Source organism: Kitasatospora sp. NPDC051984 (assembly GCF_044593455.1).
Classification (GTDB): domain Bacteria; phylum Actinomycetota; class Actinomycetes; order Streptomycetales; family Streptomycetaceae; genus Kitasatospora.
Genome location: NZ_JBIUCB010000019.1, coordinates 42966 through 60921, shown reverse-complemented (window position 1 = coordinate 60921; position 17956 = coordinate 42966). Strand labels below are relative to the sequence as shown.

Genomic DNA, 17956 nt, shown 5'->3' with positions numbered 1-17956 from the left:
GTGAGAGCCCGGCGCGCGGGGCGGAGGGTCAGGAGGTCTTGGTGATGAGCAGCACGGTGTACGTCCCGCACTGGGAGCCGTTGACCTGGTTGCTGACCACCCAGCCGGCCGGGATCGGGGACGGGCCGCAGACCACCATGCTGGTCTGGGTGGTGACCTTCGTCAGCGTGTACACGGTGTAGACCCCGCACAGCCCGGAGTTGCCGAACGCCTGGGTGATCACCCAGGCGGCGGGGATCGGCGACTGTCCGCAGACGGTCAGGCTGGTCTGGGTGGTGACCTTCGTCAGGGTGTTGACGTTGTAGGTGCCGCAGGCCGAATTGTTGCTCTGCACCTGGGTGATGACGTATCCGGCCGGGATCGCGGACTGGCCGCAGACCTGGAGCGTCGTCTGGTCGGCGACCTTGACCAGCGAGTACCTGGGGTAGCTGCCGCAGCCGGCGCCGCTCTGCATCGTGGTGATCACCCAGCCGTCGGGGATGCGGGAGTTGGAGCACACCTGGAGCGAGGTCTGGGTGGTCACCAGCGTCACCGTGTACGTCCCGTAGGTGCCGCAGGCGGGCGAGTTGGGCTGGATCGCGGTGGTCACCCAGCCGGGGAGGATCGCGGACTGGCCGCAGTCCTGGAGCGTGGTCTGGGTGGTGACCTTCAGCAGGGAGTACTGCGGGTAGTTGCCGCAGCCGGCGCCGTTCTGCGAGGAGGTGATCACCCAGCCGTCCTGGATCGGCGACATCGCGCAGGCCTGGTACGAGGTCGCCGTGGGCGGGATCAGCGTCACGGTGTACGTCCCGTAGGTACCGCAGGCGGGCGAGACGGTCTGGACCGCGGTGATCACCCAGCCGGGGAGGATCGCGGACTGCGCGCAGTCCTGGAGCGTGGTCTGGGTGGTGACCTTCAGCAGCGAGTACAGCGGGTAACTGCTGCCGCAGGTCGGGCCGGTCTGCATCGCCGTGATCACCCAGTGGTCGGGGACGGGCGAGTTGGAGCAGGCCTGGATGGTGGTGGCGTCGCCCAACTCCGTGATGGTGAACAGCCCGTAGCCGCTGCACCCGGCCCAGTTCTCGCTGGTGATCACCCAGCCTGCGGGGACGGGGGTGTACCCGCAGATGGTGGTCGTCGCTCCCTGCGCCACTGCCGGAGCGGCCTGTGCCACCGCCGGAGCACCCTGTGCCACTGCCGTGGCGGCCTGCGCCGTCGGCGCGCTCACAAGCGTGACGGCGCCCAGCAGGACGGCCATCACCGCGATCCATCTGGTCAGTGTCTGCCGAAGTCCTGTCATCTCCGTTGCCCCTCTTGGTCGGTGTCCGGCGCGGTGAGCCTGGCAGGCCGCCGGGTCCGTGAACAGACCGCGTCCCACCTGCGGCGTTACCGCCGGATCGGGGCCGAAAACCGTTCGCCCACCCCTGCACCGCCGTGGTCCACCGCGCCCCTCGGGATCGGCCCCCGCGGAAGGACGACACCCGGCCGAGTTCGAAGGCGGCAGCTGGTTGACGGGGCATCCGTTCCCCAACGTGCCTCCCACCTGCGGCTGCGCGGGAGGGACCAGGCAGAATCGGCGTCATGCGTACCCTTCTCGTCATCGGCATCGGCGCGGGCGATCCCGACCACCTCACTCTGGAGGCGGTCAAGGCGATCGGCCGCACGGATGCGTTCCTGCTCCTGGACAAGCCCGAGGAGCGCCAGGACCTGATCCGGTTGCGGCGACAGATGATCGCCGAGCACGGGCGGCCCGGGCACCGGGTGGTCGAGCTGATCGACCCCGCGCGCGACCGGAGCACTGCGGCGTACCGGGAGGCCGTCGAGGAGTGGCGGGAGCGGCGGGCCGATCTGGTCGAGCAGGCGGTGATGGAGGAGCTGGCGGACGGCGAGACCGGTGCCCTGCTGGTCTGGGGCGACCCGGCGCTGTACGACAGTGTGACCGCCGTGCTGGACCGGATCCTGGCGCGCGGCCGCACCGAGTTCGAGTACACCGTCATCCCCGGCATCAGCAGCATCTCGGTCCTGGCCGCCCGTCACCGCACCACCCTGACCCGCACCGCGCGGCCGGTGCGGATCACCACGGGGCGCCGCCTCGCCGCCGAAGGCTTCGGGCCGGGCTCGGAGGACGCGGTGGTGATGCTGGACGGGCAGGCCGCGTTCACCAAGATCGACCCGGCGGGCGTGCACATCCACTACGGCGCCTACCTGGGCACCGAGGACGAGATCCTGGCCTCCGGTCCGCTCGCCGAACAGGCGGACCGGATCGCGGAGTTGCGCGAGCAGGCGCGCGAACGCAAGGGCTGGATCATGGACAGCTACCTGCTGCGCCGCACCGAGGACTGACCCCGCACACCCCATCGAGCGGACGGGTGCGGAGCCCAACTCCCCCACCCGTCCGCTTCCTGGACGAACCGGCGCTCGTCCAGGACCACACCCCGGCCGAACTGAACGCCGCCGCCCGCGCGTTCCGCGACCTCGGCGCGCTGACGGACCGTCCGAAACTGCTGGTCGCCTCGCACTTCGACCGCCTCGGCGAGGCCCTGCCGGTACTTGCCGAATCCCCGGTCGAGGGTCTGGCGCTGGACTTCACCGGACCGGCCGCCGGCAACCTCGCCGATCTCGCCGCGGTCGGCGGCCTGCCCGGCAAGCGGCTGGTCGCGGGCGTCGTGGACGGCCGCAACGTGTGGATCAACGACCTGGAGAAGTCGCTGGCCACCCTCTCCACCCTGCTCGGCCTGGCCGACCGGGTGGACGTCGCCCCGTCCTGCTCGCTGCTGCACGTCCCACTGGACGTGGTCGCCGAGCGCGACCTGGACCAGCAGATCGGCCGCTGGCTGGCGTTCGCCCGGCAGAAAGCCGTCGAGACGGCCCTGCTGGCCCGCGCCCTGCGCGCGGGGACCTCCGCCATTGTCGCCCAACTCGCCGCCAACCGGGCCGACTTGGCGTCCCGCGCGGCATCCCCGATCACCCGCGACCCGGCCGTCCGGGCCCGCGCCGCCGCCGTCACCGACGCCGACACCCGCCGCGCCGACCAGCACCTCGTCCGCGCCGCCGCCCAGCGGGCCCGGCTCCAGTTGCCGCCGCTGCCCACCACCACCATCGGCTCGTTCCCGCAGACCGACGAACTGCGCACCGCCCGCGCCGAGTTGAACGCCGGACTGCTGGAGGAGGCGGACTACCGCGCGCGGATGGCCGACGAGATCCGCGAGGTGATCGCCTGCCAGGAACAGGCCGGCCTGGACGTGCTCGTGCACGGCGAACCCGAGCGCAGCGACATGGTGCAGTACTTCGCCGAACAGCTCACCGGCTACCTGACCACCCGGCACGGCTGGGTGCAGTCCTACGGCACCCGGTACGTGCGGCCGCCGGTGCTGGCCGGTGACATCTCCCGCCCGTCCCCGATGCCGTCGGCTGGTACGCGTTCGCATAGAACCTGACGGACCGCCCGGTCAAGGGCATGCTGACCGGACCGGTCACCATGCCGGCCTGGTCGTTCGTCCGCGACGACCAGCCGCTCGCCGACACCGCCCGGCAGGTCGCGCTGGTGCTGCGCGACGAGGTCGCCGACCTGGAGGCGGCGGGCGCGGCGGTGATCCAGGTGGACGAGCCGGCGCTGCGCGAGGCGCTGCCGCTGCGCCGGGCCGGGTGGCCCGGGTACCTGGACTGGGCGACCGGGGCGTTCCGGCTGGCCACCTCGCCGGTGCGCTCCGACACCCAGATCCACACACCCACATGTGCTACGCCGAGTTCGGCGAAATCCTGGGCGCCATCGGCGAGTTGGACGCGGACGTGATCTCCCTGGAGGCGGCCCGCTCGCACACGCGGGTCGCCCACGAGCTGGCCGCCGCCGACTGATCGGCCGAGGTCGGCCCGGGCGTGTGGGACATCCACTCGCCGCGCGTTCCGTTCCCCGCCGAGACCGTCCTGCTGCTGCGCCTGGCGCTCACCGCCGTCCCCGCCGAGCGCCTGTGGGTCAACCCCGACTGCGGCCTGAAGACCCGCGGCTGGCCCGAGACCCGCACCGCGCTCCACAGCCTGGTCGCCGCCGCCCACACCCTCCGCGCGGAGCTGTCGGGCTGACGGCCCCGGTGGTTCAGACGTCGAACCGGACGCCGGTCAGCCGCTCCGACAGCTCCCACAGCTCCCACAGCCGCCGTCCGGTCTCGGCGTCCACGGCCGGCGGGCGGCGGCGAGCGCCGTCGGGCAGCCGGCGCGGTGGAGGTGGGCGAGCAGTTCGCGGTGCAGGTGTTCGAGCACGGGGGTACGCACCCAAGGCCGCCGTGCACACGCTGGTGCAGTCGCGGCGCTACCAGGTGCAGGCCGACACGCCGTCCGTGCGGGTGCAGGAGGTGGTGTTGCCCTGGTCGACACGGCGATGACGGCGGGCCGGACGGGCGCGGTCCGCAAGCTTTCGGCCGCCGAGGCCGCCACCGCGACCGTCCGGGGCATCGAACGTGGCCGCCCCGTCGTCGCGGTGGCGCCTCCCGCGCCCTGCTGGCGCTGCTGCGCGTGCACCCGCCGATCGCCCACAGCATCCTGCGGGACGGCTGAACACCGCCCTGGTTCTCGGCCGGAATTCAGCTCTGACGACCGCCCTACGACCTCACCACCGGCAGGACGTTCTCCCGGTACGACTTGCCCGGGTCCTTCGGATCCGCCGCGGAGTTCCCGCGCGGTGCGAAGTCGCACGCGATGTACGTGTCGAACCAGAAGTAACCGTCCTTGTCGGGGCCGCCGGCACGCAGTCCGCCCACCCGGGCGCAGCCGATCTTCGTGGTGGACTTCCACACCAGCTGGGTGAAGTTGCCGGTCTCGCGGGAGAAACCGGGCTTGCTGTAGTCGTAGGACGCGGCCCCCGCGTACCAGGAGTCCACCGCGTCCTTGCAACCGTCCGGCGTGTAGCCGCCTTCGGGGTTGTCGCCGGCGAACGAGCTCCAGCTCAGGGTCTCGCCATACGCACGGGCCAGGCCGTCGTGCTGGAAGCCGCCCGGCTGGGAGATCTTCTGTGCGCGGGACTTGGCGTACTCCACGATCTCCGGATCGATTGCGAGCGGAGGCGCCTGGTGCTTGGCCCGGTACGCGTTGATGGCCGTGAGGCAGTCGCTCTGGAACCCGTTGTCCGTCCGGTCGGCGAACGCACGCCGCACCGGACCGGCAGCCGTCGCGGGCTGCATCACCGTCATCATCGCCACGGCCGCCGCAGCCGCCGCCAGGGCAACCCTGCGGACCTGAGGTGCAATCAAGGAGTCCTCCTACTCACGCTGATCCAGCTGCCCTGCTTAACGCCCTCACCTCCCCCAGGGCACGGCACCCGGCCGACGGTGCGGCGCGCACCCGGACCTGCGCAATCGTTGTTACAGCCTCGGTACGTCCGCCCAGTGTGTCGGTGGCGGGCGCTACAGTCCGCCCGTCGTCGAGAAGGAGCGTCGTGAACAGCAGGATCGACTGGTCGTCAGTCCGGGAGCGGGTCATCGCCGTGGAGGAGGCGGATCGGCGTGCGCGTGGCCTCGCGCCCTCTCGGCATCCGACGTTCGAACCCGTCCTGACTCCCGACGAGATCGCGGAGGTCGAGGCGCAGTGCGGTGTCGAACTCCCCGCCGACTACCGCTCGTTCCTGGCCGAGGTCGGGGTGAACGGCCCAGGTCCGTGGTTCGAGCTCACCTCGTTGCGCCGAGTCGACGGCAGGTGGGGGTGGGTCTGGGACGACGACGAGACCTTGCGCTGGCTGCTGGACTCCAGCGGGCCGTTCGTCGAGACCGAGGACTGGCCGACCCGCCAGGCGGAAATCCTTCGAGCCGCCGGATACGAGCCCACGCCCCAAGGCGCAGACGACGGCTCCGACTTCCGCAGGGCCTTCGGCAGGGCCGGCGACGAACGCCGGTACCGGGAGCGCGGGCGGGGTGCGATCCACATCAGCAACGACGGGTGTGGGGCAACCGGCTGGCTCATCGTCGTCGGCCCGCATCGCGGGGAACTCCGCGACCGGGAGCAGGCCATCAACCCGCCCTTCGAGCCGTGCGTCGACGCGGCGGGAAACCGCCACACCTTTGGCACCTGGTACCTCGAGTGGCTCGAGCGGTGCGAGTCGGCGACTCAGTGATCAAGGGCACCCTGGACGCACTGGGGTCGGCCCCCATGGGCGGGAGTTGATGGGGCTGGCGGTCGAGCGGGCCGAGCGGTGTGGGTGCGGGCTGGTTCACCACGAGGGCTTCAGGCTGAGCCTCTGAGCGGAGCCGCGCCGCTCACGTGAACGGCCTCGCAGGCTCTCCGCCCTCGCCCGTACGGATGAACACGCGGGGCGCGGAAAGCGGCGGACCCGACAGCTGGTTGACGGCTCGTCAATCTGATACCACCTCAAAATTACGGGACACCAGTCCTGTTGCCGGTCCGGCGCGTCCGCGTGTTGCGGGGCGCGCAACACCCTCACGATCCGGCATGCTGCTGTCCACCCCCGGCGCAGCGGCGGCCGGGGTTGGCGCGACCGGCCCGTGACGGGCCGGCGGGTACGGGTGGAGGATTCGGGTGCGGCGTACATGGCGACCCGGCGGATCGACGAACGGCCGACGGGGGTGTGGAGCGTGATGGCGGGGCCTGTCCGGGACGGCGGGCTCCTGCCGCTGGATCGTGAACTGAACAGGGAGTGCCGGGAGTTCGCGGAGACGTTGCGGGAGCTGTTCCTGGAGCTCGGTATCTCGGTGCGCCGGTACGCCACCCGGTGCTATCTCAACCCGGGCACGCTGTCCCGGTATTTGGCGGGGTCGCGGATCGCGCCGTGGCAGTTCGTCGAGGAGTTGCTGCACCACCTCGACGAGGACTGCGGAACCCGGCTCGACCCGCCTGCCCTGGAGGGGCTGCGCCGCAGGCATGTGGCGGCGCTGAAGACGGCGGCGTCGATCGGCCGGGCGGTGCAGCAGTTGGAGGGCCAGTTGCAGGCGGCGGACCGGGAGGCCCGCCGGGCGGGGGCGCGCGAGGAGCAGCTGGACCACGCGCTGGACGACACCCGGCAGACCATCGCCGATCTGGACGCCCGGCTGGTCCGCCTGGAGTCCCGGCCCCTGCTGCCCGCACCGCCGGACCGCCCCGAGCCGTCCGCACCGCAGGAGCACACCGAACCACCCACGACGCCCGACCGCGCCGACCTGCTCGCCGAGCGCGACGCGCTGGCCCAGGAGGTGGAGCGGCTGGCTGAGGAGCTGGCCCGCGCCCGGGAGCGGGCGGCCTGCGCGGAGACCCGGTGCGACCTGTTCGAGCGTCAACTCGCCCTGGTGGAGCAGCAGCAGGGCCTCGCGGACATCCCCTTGCAGCCGGCCTGCCCGCTGGAGGAGGGTCCGCCGCCGAAGGTGCTGCTGGTGGACGACCGGCCGGACAACCTGATGGTGCTGGAGGCCGTCCTGGGGCCGCACGGCCACCGGCTGGTGCGGGCCGCGTCCGGCCCGGACGCGTTGCGGGCGCTGCTGGAGCCGGACGAGTTCGCGGTGATCCTGTTGGATGTGCAGATGCCGGGGATGGACGGCTACGAGACCGCCGCGGCCATCAAGCGCCGGGCCCGGACCCGCGACATCCCGATCATTTTCGTCACCGCGATCGGCACGGATCCGGACCATTCGATGCGCGGTTACGCGGCGGGCGCGGTCGACTTCATCCCGAAGCCGGTCGATCCGTGGGCGCTGCGCGCGAAGGTCGCCGTGCACGTCGAGCTGCACCGTGAGCGGCGCCGCCACGCCACGCTCCCCGCGCCGACCCGGCACACCATCGCGAGCACCACCGCCGTGATCCCGAAGGCCGGTGCGCCGTCAGTGAGTTGATGCTCCGTCAGGTAGCCAGTTGCCGTGCAGGCCGAGCGGCACCCGGACGGGCAGGTGGATGCGGGCGACGGGTTCGCCCGCGAAGTCCTGCGCGGCGAGGATGACCAGGTCGGCCGCGCCGCGTTCGGGGTCGTGCGCGTACGCCATGAGGTAGCCGTCGTCCTCGGCGGTGGGTGATTCGGCGGGGACGAACACGCCCTCGCCGACGGCGCCGAACCGGCCGAACTCGTGGGCCTCGACTGTGCCGCGCAGCAGGTCGTGCTTGAGCAGGGCGCTGCTGAACCCCTCGTTGGGGCGCGGGTCGTCGGGGCCGGTGGGTGCGGCATACAGTTCGGCCGCGGCGGCGTATCCGTAGCGGTGCGGGCGGCTGACCCGGCGGGGGTCGACGCGCGGGAACTCCTGGGTGCGGTCGTCCAGTCGCTCCTCGCGGATCCTGCCTGCCGCCAGGTCGATCCGCCAGCGGTCGAGGGTGGGGCGGCTGCGGCCGAAGTCGCGGATGGTGAAGCCCTCGGGGTGGCGGACCACGTCGATCACCACCTCGGTGCCGTCCTCGTACGCGTTGAGGGTGTGGCCGACCAGGCAGGGGGCGACGTCGAACCAGCGCACCGGCCCGCCGCTGCGCGGCATGATGCCGACGCGGGCCTGGTGGGTGTCGTCCCAGGTGAACGGCACGCCGGTGGACAGGTGGGCGGGGCTGAACACCACTGGGGCGTCGAACAGGACGACGTGGTGCTCGGTGAGCGCGAAGTCGTGCATGTACGGATTGCCCGGGGTGTGGATCAGCGTGGTGCGGCGGACGGTGCCGTGGTGGTCCATCACGATGTGCTGGACGTGCTCGGTGCCGTACCGGAATGCGAGCGAGTGCAGTTCCCGGGTGTGCGGGTCGTAGACGGAGTGCGCGTTGGCGCTGTAGCCCTCGGGGGTGGCGCCGAGGTCGCAGGGGCCCAGGGTGTCGAGTTCGTAGCCGAGTTCGTAGGGGCGGATGCCGCCTTCGATCAGCGCGAAGGTGCGGCCGTCCAGCCCGGCGACCTGGACGTTGGGCGCGAAGTCCAGCCGGGGGTCGACGGGGGTGCCGCGGCGCGGTTCGCCGAGGTGGTCGGCGACGGCGGCCGAGCGCACCCAGCGGTTGCGGTACCACTCGGCGCGGCCGTCGCGGATCCGGACGCCGTGCACCATGCCCGGGCCGAGGGTCCAGATGTGCGCGGCGGGGTCCTCGATGCCCAGCGCGTTGGGGCCGTTGCGCAGGTAGCGGCCGTTCAGGTGGGCCGGGATGCGGCCGGTGACGGGCAGGTCGTGGGCGGTGATCTCTTCGGTGACCGGGGCGAAGCTGCCCGTCAGATAGCGGTTGATCGTCATGCCGGCTGTCCTTGTCCGTGCGGTTGGGCGGGGGGATCTCCGACGGCGGAAGGTCCGTATGCCGGCCGTCCTTGTCCGTGCGGTGGGGCGGCGGGATCTTCGACGGCGGAAGGTCCGTTCGGGCCGCTCGGAAACCGTCCGTGCGGTTCGGCGAGGAACGCCCGTCCCACCGCCGCCATCAGTGCGTCGAAGCGGTGGGCGGCGCTCTCCGGCGGGAAGTGGCCGGCGAGTTCGAGGCTCACCGCGCCGTGGGCGGCCGCCCAGAGGAGCTTGGAGATCTCGTGCGCGTCGCCGGGCGCGAAGACGCCGGCGTCGATGCAGTCCCGGACGGCCGCGACGGAGGCGTCGAAGGCGTGGTCGGCGTCGGCCAGCGCCTCCGGTCCGGGCCGGTAGCCGGGCACCGCCTGCTCGAACATCACCCGGTAGTAGGCGGGTTCGGCGAGGGCGTGCGCGCGGTAAGCGGTGCCGAGGTCGTTCAATACGGTCAACGGGTCGGCGGCGCGCGGGACTTGCTGCTGAGCGCGGCTCAGCCGGGCGAACCCCTCCCGGTAGAGCGCGTCGGCCAGGCCCTCCTTCCCGCCGAACATGGTGTACAGGACCTTGGTCGAGGCACCGATGCCGGTGGCGATCCGGCGCATCGTCAGCGCGGCGGGCCCCTCGGTGACCAGGAGGTCGATGGCGTGGTCGAGGATCGCGGTCCGCACGGCACTCTGGCCGATGCGTTGGGCGTCCTGGTAGGGCGTGTTCACGGGTAACACCGTAGCCCGCCGGTAACAGCGTTACCCACACTTTCCGACAATCCGTTGCGTCGTCAGCCTGCCTTTCCCGTACGGCAGTTCGCGGTGGCGACTTATCCGGACTTACTGGTAGGAAACTTTCCTTTCACCTAATCTCCGAAGGAAACGGCTCGGCGCGGCCCACCCATGGTGTAGGGCCGCATCCCCTCACCGCCGGCCGGCGCATCCCGCCCGAAGGGAAACCCTCATGACGACCGAGACCACACCAGGGGACGTATTCGACGCCACCCAAGACACCGGCTCCGCACCGGACTTGACGGAGCGGCCGACGGCCGCGGCCCGCCTGGTGGTCCTGGTGGTGATCGTGGTCACGACGCTCGGCGCCGCACTCGGGTTCGCCCTGCACACCTGCCACCGCGACGGCCCGCACCGGATCGTCCCCGCCGACGCCACCTTCACCCTCGACGAACCCGGCCTCTACTACCGCGACGCCGCCTCCGGCCGGATCGCCCGCACCCCGCGCGGCGGCGACGGCCCGGCGACGGTCGGCGGCCCGTCCTGCGAACGCTTCTACGCCGCGGGCGACCGCGCCCTGTGCCTGCGCATCAAGCCCGGCCGGCCCGCCTGCACGGAAGCGGTGATCTACGACCGGCACTTCCACCGGCTGCACACCCTCGTCCTCCCCGGCGTCCCGAACCGGGCCCGGGTCTCCCCGTCCGGGCACGTGCTGTCCTGGACGACCGTCACCCGAGGCACCCACGCCACCGCCGGCTACGCCAGCCGCACCTCGATCCTCGACCTGCGCTCCGGCTACCTGGCCAAGTCCGTCGAGGACATCCGGCTGACCGTCGACGGCGTCCCCTCCCACGCCACCGACCTCAACTACTGGAGCGTCAACGTCGCCGCCGACGACAACCACTTCTACGCCACCGTCTCCGCCGACGGCCACACCCACCTGGTCGAGGGCGATCTGAAGACCTGGACGGCACACACCCTGCGGGAGAACGTCGAGTGCCCGACGCTCTCCCCCGACGGCACCCGGATCGCCTTCCGCAAGCGCGTCTCCGCCGGCCCCGCCGACCCCTGGCGCCTCTACGTCCTCGACCTCGCCGACCTGCACGACCACCCCGTGGCCGAGACCCGCGCCGTGAACGACCACGCCACCTGGCTGGACGCCCGAACGCTCGGCTACGCCCTCCCCGCGAGGAGCGGCCACGGCACCGACCTCTGGTCCGTCCCGGCGGACGGCACCGGCCGACCCCACCTGCTGGTGGCCGGTGCCTCCTCGCCCGTGATCATCGCCAACTGACGCCCACCGGTTCCCTCCGCTGCCCGCAGGCGTCTCACCGCACCTCCAGGTTCGCCATCATCCCCATGTCCTCGTGCTCCGCGTTGTGGCAGTGGAACAGGTACCGGCCGCGGTAGCCGTCGAAGCGGGTGATGATCTCGGCGGCCTCGCCCGGCCGCAGCGAGACGGTGTCCTTGAGTCCGGCGTCGTGCGGCAGCGGCGCGCGGCCGCCCCGGCTCAGGATGCGGAAGCCGACCAGGTGCAGGTGGATCGGGTGGTGGACGTCCGCGATCAGGCGCCACACCTCCAGGTCGCCGAGCCGGACGCCGACGTCCTCCCGCGCCGGGTCGAACGGGCGCCCGCCGATCAGCCAGCCGTGGCCCTCGCCCATCCGTCCGGCGCGGAACGCGAACTCCCTTGTCCGGACAGCCTCTTCGCGCCGCCACTCCGGCAGGTCGGTGGCCAGCGCCTGCGGCACCCGGGTGTCCTCCCGCTGCGCCCGGACCACCCGGAACGCCATCACCTCCCGGGTCCGGCCGCTGCCCAGGCGGTTCAGCAGCCGGACCGTCCCGCCGACCGGCACCGGGCCGAAGTCGACCAATAGGTCGTACCGTTCGGCCGGCGCGAGCGGCAGTCGGCGGTGCGTCACGGGCGCGGCCAGCAGGCCCTGGTCGGCGCCGATCTGCACCAACTCCAGTGCCCGCCCGTCCTGGTCGACCGCCTCCAGCTCGTAGTGGCGGGCGTTGGAGCCGTTGAGCACGCGCAGCCGGTGCCGCACCGCCGCCACCTCGTGCACCGGCCACGGCGCGCCGTTGACCAGGATCACATCGCCCAACACCCCTGCCATGTACGGCTCTTGCACCCCGGGGCGGTCGCGCAGCGCCGGGTCCAGCGACGGGTACACCAGGCTGCCGTCGGCGGCGAACGCCCGGTCGGTGATCACCAGCGGCAACTCACGCTCGCCGTCCGGGAGTTCGAGCGCCTTCTCGCTGTCCTCGCGGATGATGTGCAGCCCGGCCAGTCCGCGCCAGATCGCGGGGGCGGTGTAGTCCATCCGGTGGTCGTGGTACCAGAGCATGGTGGCGCGCTGCTCGTTGGGGAAGGCGTACTCGCGCACGACGCGGCTCTGCACGGCCCGCGGGTCCGCCATCCCGCCACCATGACCGCCATGTCCCCCGTGGCCGCCGCTCTCGGGCCAACTCGCGGGCAGCACAAGGTCGGTGGGATAGCCGTCGAACTCGGCGGGAGTACGTCCCCCGTGCAGGTGGACCACGGTGGGGACGGGCAGTTCGTTGCGGTGCGTGACCACGGTGGGGCGGCCGCGGCGGGCCTCGACGGTCGGGCCCGGGAAGCTGCCGCCGTACGTCCACACCGGGGTGCGCACGCCGGGCAGGATCTCGGCGACGGCCTCCCGCTGGGTGATCTCGTACCGGTCGACGCCCCCGCTGGTGGACACCGGCGCCAGCACCTGCGGCCTGGGCAGCGGCACGTGGAACGCGGGCGGCAGCCCGATCCCGCTGCGCAGCAGTCCGCCCGTCCCGGCGGGCCGGTGCGCGAGCGCCGCGGCCGAGGCCAGGCCGCCCGCCGTCAGCAACCCGAACGCGCCGCCCAGTGCGAGCAACCGCCGCCTGCTGACCATGAGTTGGCGCTCACTCACCGGACACCTCCGGCGCCCGGCCGGGCAGCGGGGCGCGCAGCAGGCCGACGGTGAGGACGGTGAGGCCGGCGATGGTGGCCACACCGAGCGGCAGGTGCAGCCACAGCGCGCCGTCGATCCCGGCGAAGTACTGGACCGTCTCGGCGATCACCACCAGCGCGGTGCCGGTCAGCGGCCAGCCGACCCGGCGGCGGTACCAGAACACCATGGCGGCGATCAGCTGCGCATAGCCGAGGCTGGTGACGGCGTTGGCCCCGGCCAGGTGCCAGCCCAGACCGTCGTACGAGCCACTGAGGTAGACGCCGGCGAACACCGGCTGCCCGTACACGGCCGCCATGTGTACGGCGGCCAGCACGCGCAGCACCTGCCCGGCGGGACCGGTCCGGCCGGCACGGCCGGCGCGGTCGGCCGGTTCGGCGTGTTCGGGGACGGCTGACACAGCCATGACGGGGTACTCCCTCAATTCTGGTACGGGGTACGGAACTTGCACCTCCTCGACGCTATGTCCCCGCGGCTATCCCGTCTAAGATCAATATTGCTATGGGGTTATGCCGTTCCCGGTATGGACGGCGATGACCCGTTGCAGCAACACGGGGGGCGGCCATGGACCTGCACGCACTGACCCAGTTCCTGGTGGTGGCACGGCTTGAGCACCTGAGCCGGGCCGCCGAGGAACTCCGGGTCGCCCAGCCCTCGTTGAGCCGCACCATCGCCCGGCTGGAGGACGAGCTCGGCACCCCGCTGTTCGACCGTGGCGGCCGGCTGCGCCTGAACGAGGCGGGCCGGCTGTTCCGCGGCTACGCGGAGCGGGCCCTCGGTGAACTGGAGGCCGGGCGCCGGGCCGTCGCGGAGGCGGCGGGCGACGGTTTCGGGACGGTCCGGCTGGCGTCCGAGACCTTCCTGACCTTCACCGCCCCGCTGGCCGCGTACAAGCGCGCCCACCCGGCCGCCGAGATCGACCTGCGGCAGCTCTCGGCCGACCTGATGGACCGTCAGCTCCGCACCCACGAAGTGGACTTGTGTGTCGCCTCGCAGCCGGTCCGCACCGATGGCCTGCAGAGCGCCCAACTCCTGGACGAGCCGGTCTGGTTGGCCGTGCACCGTGACCACCCGCTGGCCGGCCGCGGCTCCGTCGCCCTCCCCGACCTCTCCGCGCTCCCGTTCATCACGGCCCGCCCCGGTCACTGGAACCGCCGCCTGCTCGACCAGCTCTTCACCGCCCTCGGCCACCCGCCCCGGATCGTCTGCGAGAGCGACGAACTCGCCGCCATCGCCGACCTGATCACCGCCGGCCTCGGCGTCGGCCTGATCCCCGCCGTCGGCCGCCAGATCGCCACCCGCCTCCCCCTCGCCCTCCTCGCCGTCGACCACCCCGCGTGCCGGCGCACCCTCACCCTTCACTGGTCCGAGTCCGCCCGCCTCTCCCCCGCCGCCACCCTGATGCGCGCCACCCTCCTCAACTGGCGCTGGCCGACCGGCCCCTGAGGATTCCGCTACGGCTGTTGCGTAATGACTCCGCGCCCACTAGCCTCATCCTCATTACGAGACACGCGTAGCGGAATCGGGGTGGGGACATGGCCAGGCCGCGGGACACCGCCGTCGACGCCAGGGTGCTGGAGGCGGCGCGCGTGCTGCTGCGCGAGCGCGGCTACGCGGGGTTCGCGCTGGACGAGGCGGCCGCCCGCGCCAAGGTCGCCCGCACCACCGTGTACCGGCGCTGGCCCACCAAGGACCATCTGGTGGTCGCCGCCTTCGCCACCATGTTCGAGACCGCGCCGATCCGGGAGACCGGCGACGTCCGGGCCGATCTGACCGCCACCCTCACCGCGATCGCGGCCGGCCTGCGCCTGCCCGCCACCCGCGCCCTGGTGGCCGAGCTGATCGCCGCCGGCACCCGCCACCCCGAACTCGGCGACGCGCTGCGCCCGTTGTGGACGCAGCGCCGCACCGCGGCCGCCGAACTGCTCGTCCGGGCCGCCGCCCGCGGCGAGTTGGCGGCCGACGCCGACCCGGCACTGATCATCGACCAGCTGGTCGGCCCGCTCTACTACCGGGTGCTGATCAGCGGCGACCCGATCGACGACCGCTTCGCGCGCGCCCTGGTGGACACCACCCTCGCGCGCCACCACTGACACCCGACGACCGAATCACCACGGGGGAAACCATCATGAGCCTGTTCACCTGCGAGGTCAGCGCCGAAGCCGAGTTCCCGGGCACCCCGGAGACCGTCTGGCAGCTGCTCACCGACCACGACCGCTACCCGCAGTGGCACCCGGTGGTGGTCCGGGTCGAGGGCGAACTCGCCGTCGGCGCCCGCCAGACCGAGGTGGTCCGCACCGCCTCCGGCCGCGAGCTGACCTTCCGCCCGGTGCTCACCGTGGTCGACCCGGGCCGCGAACTCTCCCGCGCCGGACGCCTGTTGGTGCCCGGGCTGCTCGACAACAAGCACTCCTACCTGATCACCGACCTCGGCGACGGCCGGGTCCGGGTCGTCCAGTCCGAAGGCTTCACCGGCCTGCTCGCCGCCTTCTTCCACGGCCGCACCGCCCGCGACACCCAGGCCCGCTTCGCCACCGCGCTCGCCAACCTCGCCCCGCTCGCCGCCGTCGGCGTCACCGTCGCCGTCGCCGCCGCCTCCGACCAGGCGGCCCCGGTGGCGCAGCCCGCCGCGGGGTGCGTCGCGGGGTAGCGTGGCACGGTGAACGGCACGGAGATCTTCAGCGGCGGCAACGACGACGGCATGGTGCGGGTGCGCGGCGCGCGGGTGCACAACCTGCGGGACGTGGCGGTGGCCGTGCCGCGCGGGGCGGTGGTGGCGTTCACCGGGGTGTCGGGGTCGGGGAAGTCCTCGCTGGCGTTCGGGACGCTGTTCGCGGAGGCGCAGCACCGGTACCTGGAGTCGGTCTCGCCGTACGCGCGGCGGCTGTTGCGGCAGGTGGAGGCGCCGCAGGTGGACTCGGTGACGGGGATGCCGCCGGCGGTCGCGCTGGAGCAGCGCCGTTCGGTGCCGTCCTCGCGTTCCTCGGTCGGGACCATCTCCACCATGTCGAACCTGCTGCGGATGCTGCTGTCGCGGTGCGGCGACTACCCGGCGGGCGCGGCGCGGCTGGATTCGGACGCGTTCTCTCCGAACACGCCGGCCGGTGCCTGCCCGGAGTGTCACGGGCAGGGGGTGCTGCACCGGGTCACCGAGCAGTCGCTGGTGCCGGATCCGTCGCTGTCGATCCGGCAGGGTGCGGTCGCGTCCTGGCCGGGCGCGTGGCAGGGCAAGAACCTGCGGGACATCCTGGGCGCGCTCGGCCAGGACCTGGACCGGCCGTGGCGGGAGCTGCCGGCCCGCGACCGCGAGTGGATCCTGTTCACGGACGAGCAGCCGGTGGTGACCGTCCATCCGGAGCGCGAGCCGGGCCGGATCCAGCGTCCGTACCAGGGCAAGTACAGCAGTGCGCGCCGCCTGGTGCTGAAGGCGTTCTCCGAGTCCCGCAGCGAGGCGACCCGCGCCAAGGCAGCCGCGTTCATGACCCAGTCCCCGTGCCCGACCTGCCACGGCCGCCGGCTGCGCCCCGAGGCCCTGGCGGTGACGTTCGCGGGCCTACCCATCACCGAGCTCGCCGCTCTGCCGGCCGACCAACTCGCCGCCCTGCTGCGCCCGTTCACCGCCGACGAGGGCCCGACCGGTCTGCTCACCACCGACCTGACCGACCGGCTCGCTGCCCTGCGACGCCTCGGCCTCGGCTATCTCTCGCTCGACCGCGCCGCCCCCACCCTGTCCACCGGTGAGCTCCAACGCCTGCGCCTGGCAAGCCAGTTGCGCTCCGGCCTGTTCGGCGTGGTGTACGTGCTGGACGAGCCGTCGGCGGGCCTGCACCCGGCGGACACCGAGGCGCTGCGCGAGGTCCTCACCGAGCTGCGCGCCGCCGGCAACACCGTCTTCCTGGTCGAGCACGACATGGCGGTGGTGCGCGGCGCGGACTGGCTGGTGGACGTCGGCCCGGGCGCGGGCACCGGCGGCGGCCAAGTGCTGTACAGCGGACCGGTGGACGGCCTGCGCGAGGTGCCCGGCTCCGCGACCCGCCGCTTCCTCTTCGACCCGCCGCCCCCGCCCGCGTCCCGGGGCCGTACCCCAACTGGCTTGCTGCGCCTGCGCGGTGTGACCCGGCACAACCTGCGCGGCGTGGACGTGGACGTGCCGCTGGGCGTCCTGACCGCGGTGACGGGCGTCTCCGGCGCGGGCAAGTCGACGCTGCTCGGCGCGGCCGCCGACGCGGCGGCCACCGACCGGTCCGTGGGCCGGGTGGTGACGGTCGACCAGACCCCGCTGGGCCGCACCCCGCGCTCCAACCTGGCCACCTACACCGGCCTGTTGGACACCGTCCGCAAACTGTTCGCCGCCACCGACGAGGCCCGCCGGCGCGGCTACGACGCGGGCCGGTTCTCGTTCAACGTCGCCTCCGGACGCTGCCCGACCTGCGAGGGTGCGGGCGCGATCGAGGTCGAGCTGCTGTTCCTCCCCACCGCCTGGAACCCGTGCCCCGACTGCCACGGCAGCCGCTACAACCCGCAGACCCTGGAAATCACCTACCGCGGCGCCACCATCGCCGACGTCCTCGCCCTGACCGTCGACGCCGCCGCCCCGTTCCTCGCCGACGTCCCCGCCGCCGCCCGCATCCTGACCGTCCTCCGGCAGGTCGGCCTCGGCTACCTGCGCCTCGGCCAGCCCGCGCCCGAACTCTCCGGGGGCGAGGCCCAACGCGTCAAACTGGCAGCGGAGTTGCACCACGCCCGCCGCCACCACACCCTCTACCTCCTCGACGAACCCACCACCGGCCTGCACCCCGCCGACAGCGAAGTCCTCACCGCCCAACTCCACCGCCTGGTCGACGCCGGCGCCACCGTCCTCCTCGCCGAGCACCACCTCCCCCTGATCGCCACCGCCGACCACCTCATCGACCTCGGCCCCTCCGGCGGCGAGGCCGGCGGCCGCATCCTCGCCACCGGCACCCCGCCGGTGGTCGCCGCCACCCCCACCAGCCCGACCGCGCCCTACCTCGCCGCGTACCTCGGCTCAATTTGACCCAACCGCACCACCGTTGACATCCTCACCCCCTACGCTCGGCCCCGAACACTCCGAGCC

At 72.7% G+C, this 17956-nt stretch carries 14 protein-coding genes and 1 pseudogene; 9 read left to right on the top strand and 6 right to left on the bottom strand.

Annotation, left to right across the window (positions count from 1 at the left end):
* Positions 1-28: 28 nt before the first annotated feature.
* Positions 29-1279: a hypothetical protein gene (locus ACIHEI_RS28770; protein ID WP_396608705.1), complete on the bottom strand. Its 1251-nt coding sequence runs from the start codon at positions 1277-1279 to the stop codon at positions 29-31.
* Positions 1280-1560: 281 nt separating this feature from the next.
* Between ACIHEI_RS28770 and cobF the strand changes: the two genes are divergently transcribed.
* Both cobF and metE read left to right on the top strand, forming a co-directional pair.
* A complete protein-coding gene (gene cobF / locus ACIHEI_RS28765; protein WP_396608704.1) occupies positions 1561-2322 on the top strand; it encodes a precorrin-6A synthase (deacetylating) in 762 nt (253 codons plus the stop codon).
* Positions 2323-2381: 59 nt separating this feature from the next.
* Positions 2382-4059: pseudogene (gene metE, locus ACIHEI_RS28760) on the top strand (5-methyltetrahydropteroyltriglutamate--homocysteine S-methyltransferase); the annotation flags it as partial.
* Positions 4060-4574: 515 nt separating this feature from the next.
* On the opposite strand, the gene ACIHEI_RS28755 reads toward metE, so the two are convergent.
* Positions 4575-5222 carry a CAP family protein gene (locus ACIHEI_RS28755; protein ID WP_396608703.1) on the bottom strand — a complete coding sequence of 216 codons (648 nt, stop codon included), beginning with the start codon at positions 5220-5222 and terminating at the stop codon, positions 4575-4577.
* A gap of 233 nt (positions 5223-5455) precedes the next feature.
* On the opposite strand from ACIHEI_RS28755, the gene ACIHEI_RS28750 reads away from it, so the two are divergent.
* Positions 5456-6079: an SMI1/KNR4 family protein gene (locus ACIHEI_RS28750; RefSeq protein WP_396608702.1), complete on the top strand. Its 624-nt coding sequence runs from the start codon at positions 5456-5458 to the stop codon at positions 6077-6079.
* A 433-nt stretch (positions 6080-6512) separates the two neighbouring features.
* Positions 6513-7784 (top strand): response regulator, encoded by a 1272-nt coding sequence (locus ACIHEI_RS28745; RefSeq protein ID WP_396608701.1) that lies wholly within the window; start codon positions 6513-6515, stop codon positions 7782-7784.
* On the opposite strand, the gene ACIHEI_RS28740 is transcribed toward ACIHEI_RS28745, so the two are convergent.
* Positions 7773-9140: a carotenoid oxygenase family protein gene (locus tag ACIHEI_RS28740; RefSeq protein ID WP_396608700.1), complete on the bottom strand. Its 1368-nt coding sequence runs from the start codon at positions 9138-9140 to the stop codon at positions 7773-7775. The genes ACIHEI_RS28745 and ACIHEI_RS28740 overlap by 12 nt on opposite strands.
* Positions 9137-9889 carry a TetR/AcrR family transcriptional regulator gene (locus ACIHEI_RS28735; RefSeq protein ID WP_396608699.1) on the bottom strand — a complete coding sequence of 251 codons (753 nt, stop codon included), beginning with the start codon at positions 9887-9889 and terminating at the stop codon, positions 9137-9139. Before ACIHEI_RS28735 ends, ACIHEI_RS28740 begins: the two co-directional genes overlap by 4 nt.
* Before the next feature lie 235 nt (positions 9890-10124).
* Here ACIHEI_RS28735 and ACIHEI_RS28730 point away from each other — a divergent pair, with 235 nt between their 5' ends.
* Complete coding sequence (locus tag ACIHEI_RS28730) at positions 10125-11186, top strand: TolB family protein (protein ID WP_396608698.1); 1062 nt, start codon at positions 10125-10127, stop codon at positions 11184-11186.
* Between the two features lie 34 nt (positions 11187-11220).
* Here the strand turns inward: ACIHEI_RS28730 and ACIHEI_RS28725 are convergent, their stop codons facing one another.
* Complete coding sequence (locus ACIHEI_RS28725; RefSeq protein ID WP_396608697.1) at positions 11221-12822, bottom strand: multicopper oxidase family protein; 1602 nt, start codon at positions 12820-12822, stop codon at positions 11221-11223.
* Entirely contained in the window at positions 12815-13267 is a 453-nt protein-coding gene (locus ACIHEI_RS28720) for a hypothetical protein (RefSeq protein WP_396608696.1), read from the bottom strand. The genes ACIHEI_RS28725 and ACIHEI_RS28720 overlap by 8 nt, the downstream gene beginning before the upstream one ends.
* A 158-nt stretch (positions 13268-13425) precedes the next feature.
* On the opposite strand from ACIHEI_RS28720, the gene ACIHEI_RS28715 reads away from it, so the two are divergent.
* The 4 genes from ACIHEI_RS28715 (at position 13426) to ACIHEI_RS28700 (ending at position 17896) form a co-directional block, all read left to right on the top strand.
* Positions 13426-14307, top strand: a complete 882-nt coding sequence (locus ACIHEI_RS28715) for a LysR family transcriptional regulator (protein ID WP_396608695.1) — start codon at positions 13426-13428, stop codon at positions 14305-14307.
* 89 nt (positions 14308-14396) lie between these two features.
* Complete coding sequence (locus tag ACIHEI_RS28710; protein ID WP_396608694.1) at positions 14397-14954, top strand: TetR/AcrR family transcriptional regulator; 558 nt, start codon at positions 14397-14399, stop codon at positions 14952-14954.
* 35 nt (positions 14955-14989) lie between these two features.
* On the top strand, positions 14990-15511 hold the full coding sequence (locus tag ACIHEI_RS28705) for an SRPBCC family protein (RefSeq protein WP_396608693.1): 522 nt from the start codon (positions 14990-14992) through the stop codon (positions 15509-15511).
* Between the two features lie 51 nt (positions 15512-15562).
* Complete coding sequence (locus ACIHEI_RS28700) at positions 15563-17896, top strand: ATP-binding cassette domain-containing protein (protein ID WP_396608739.1); 2334 nt, start codon at positions 15563-15565, stop codon at positions 17894-17896.
* Positions 17897-17956 lie beyond the last annotated feature (60 nt).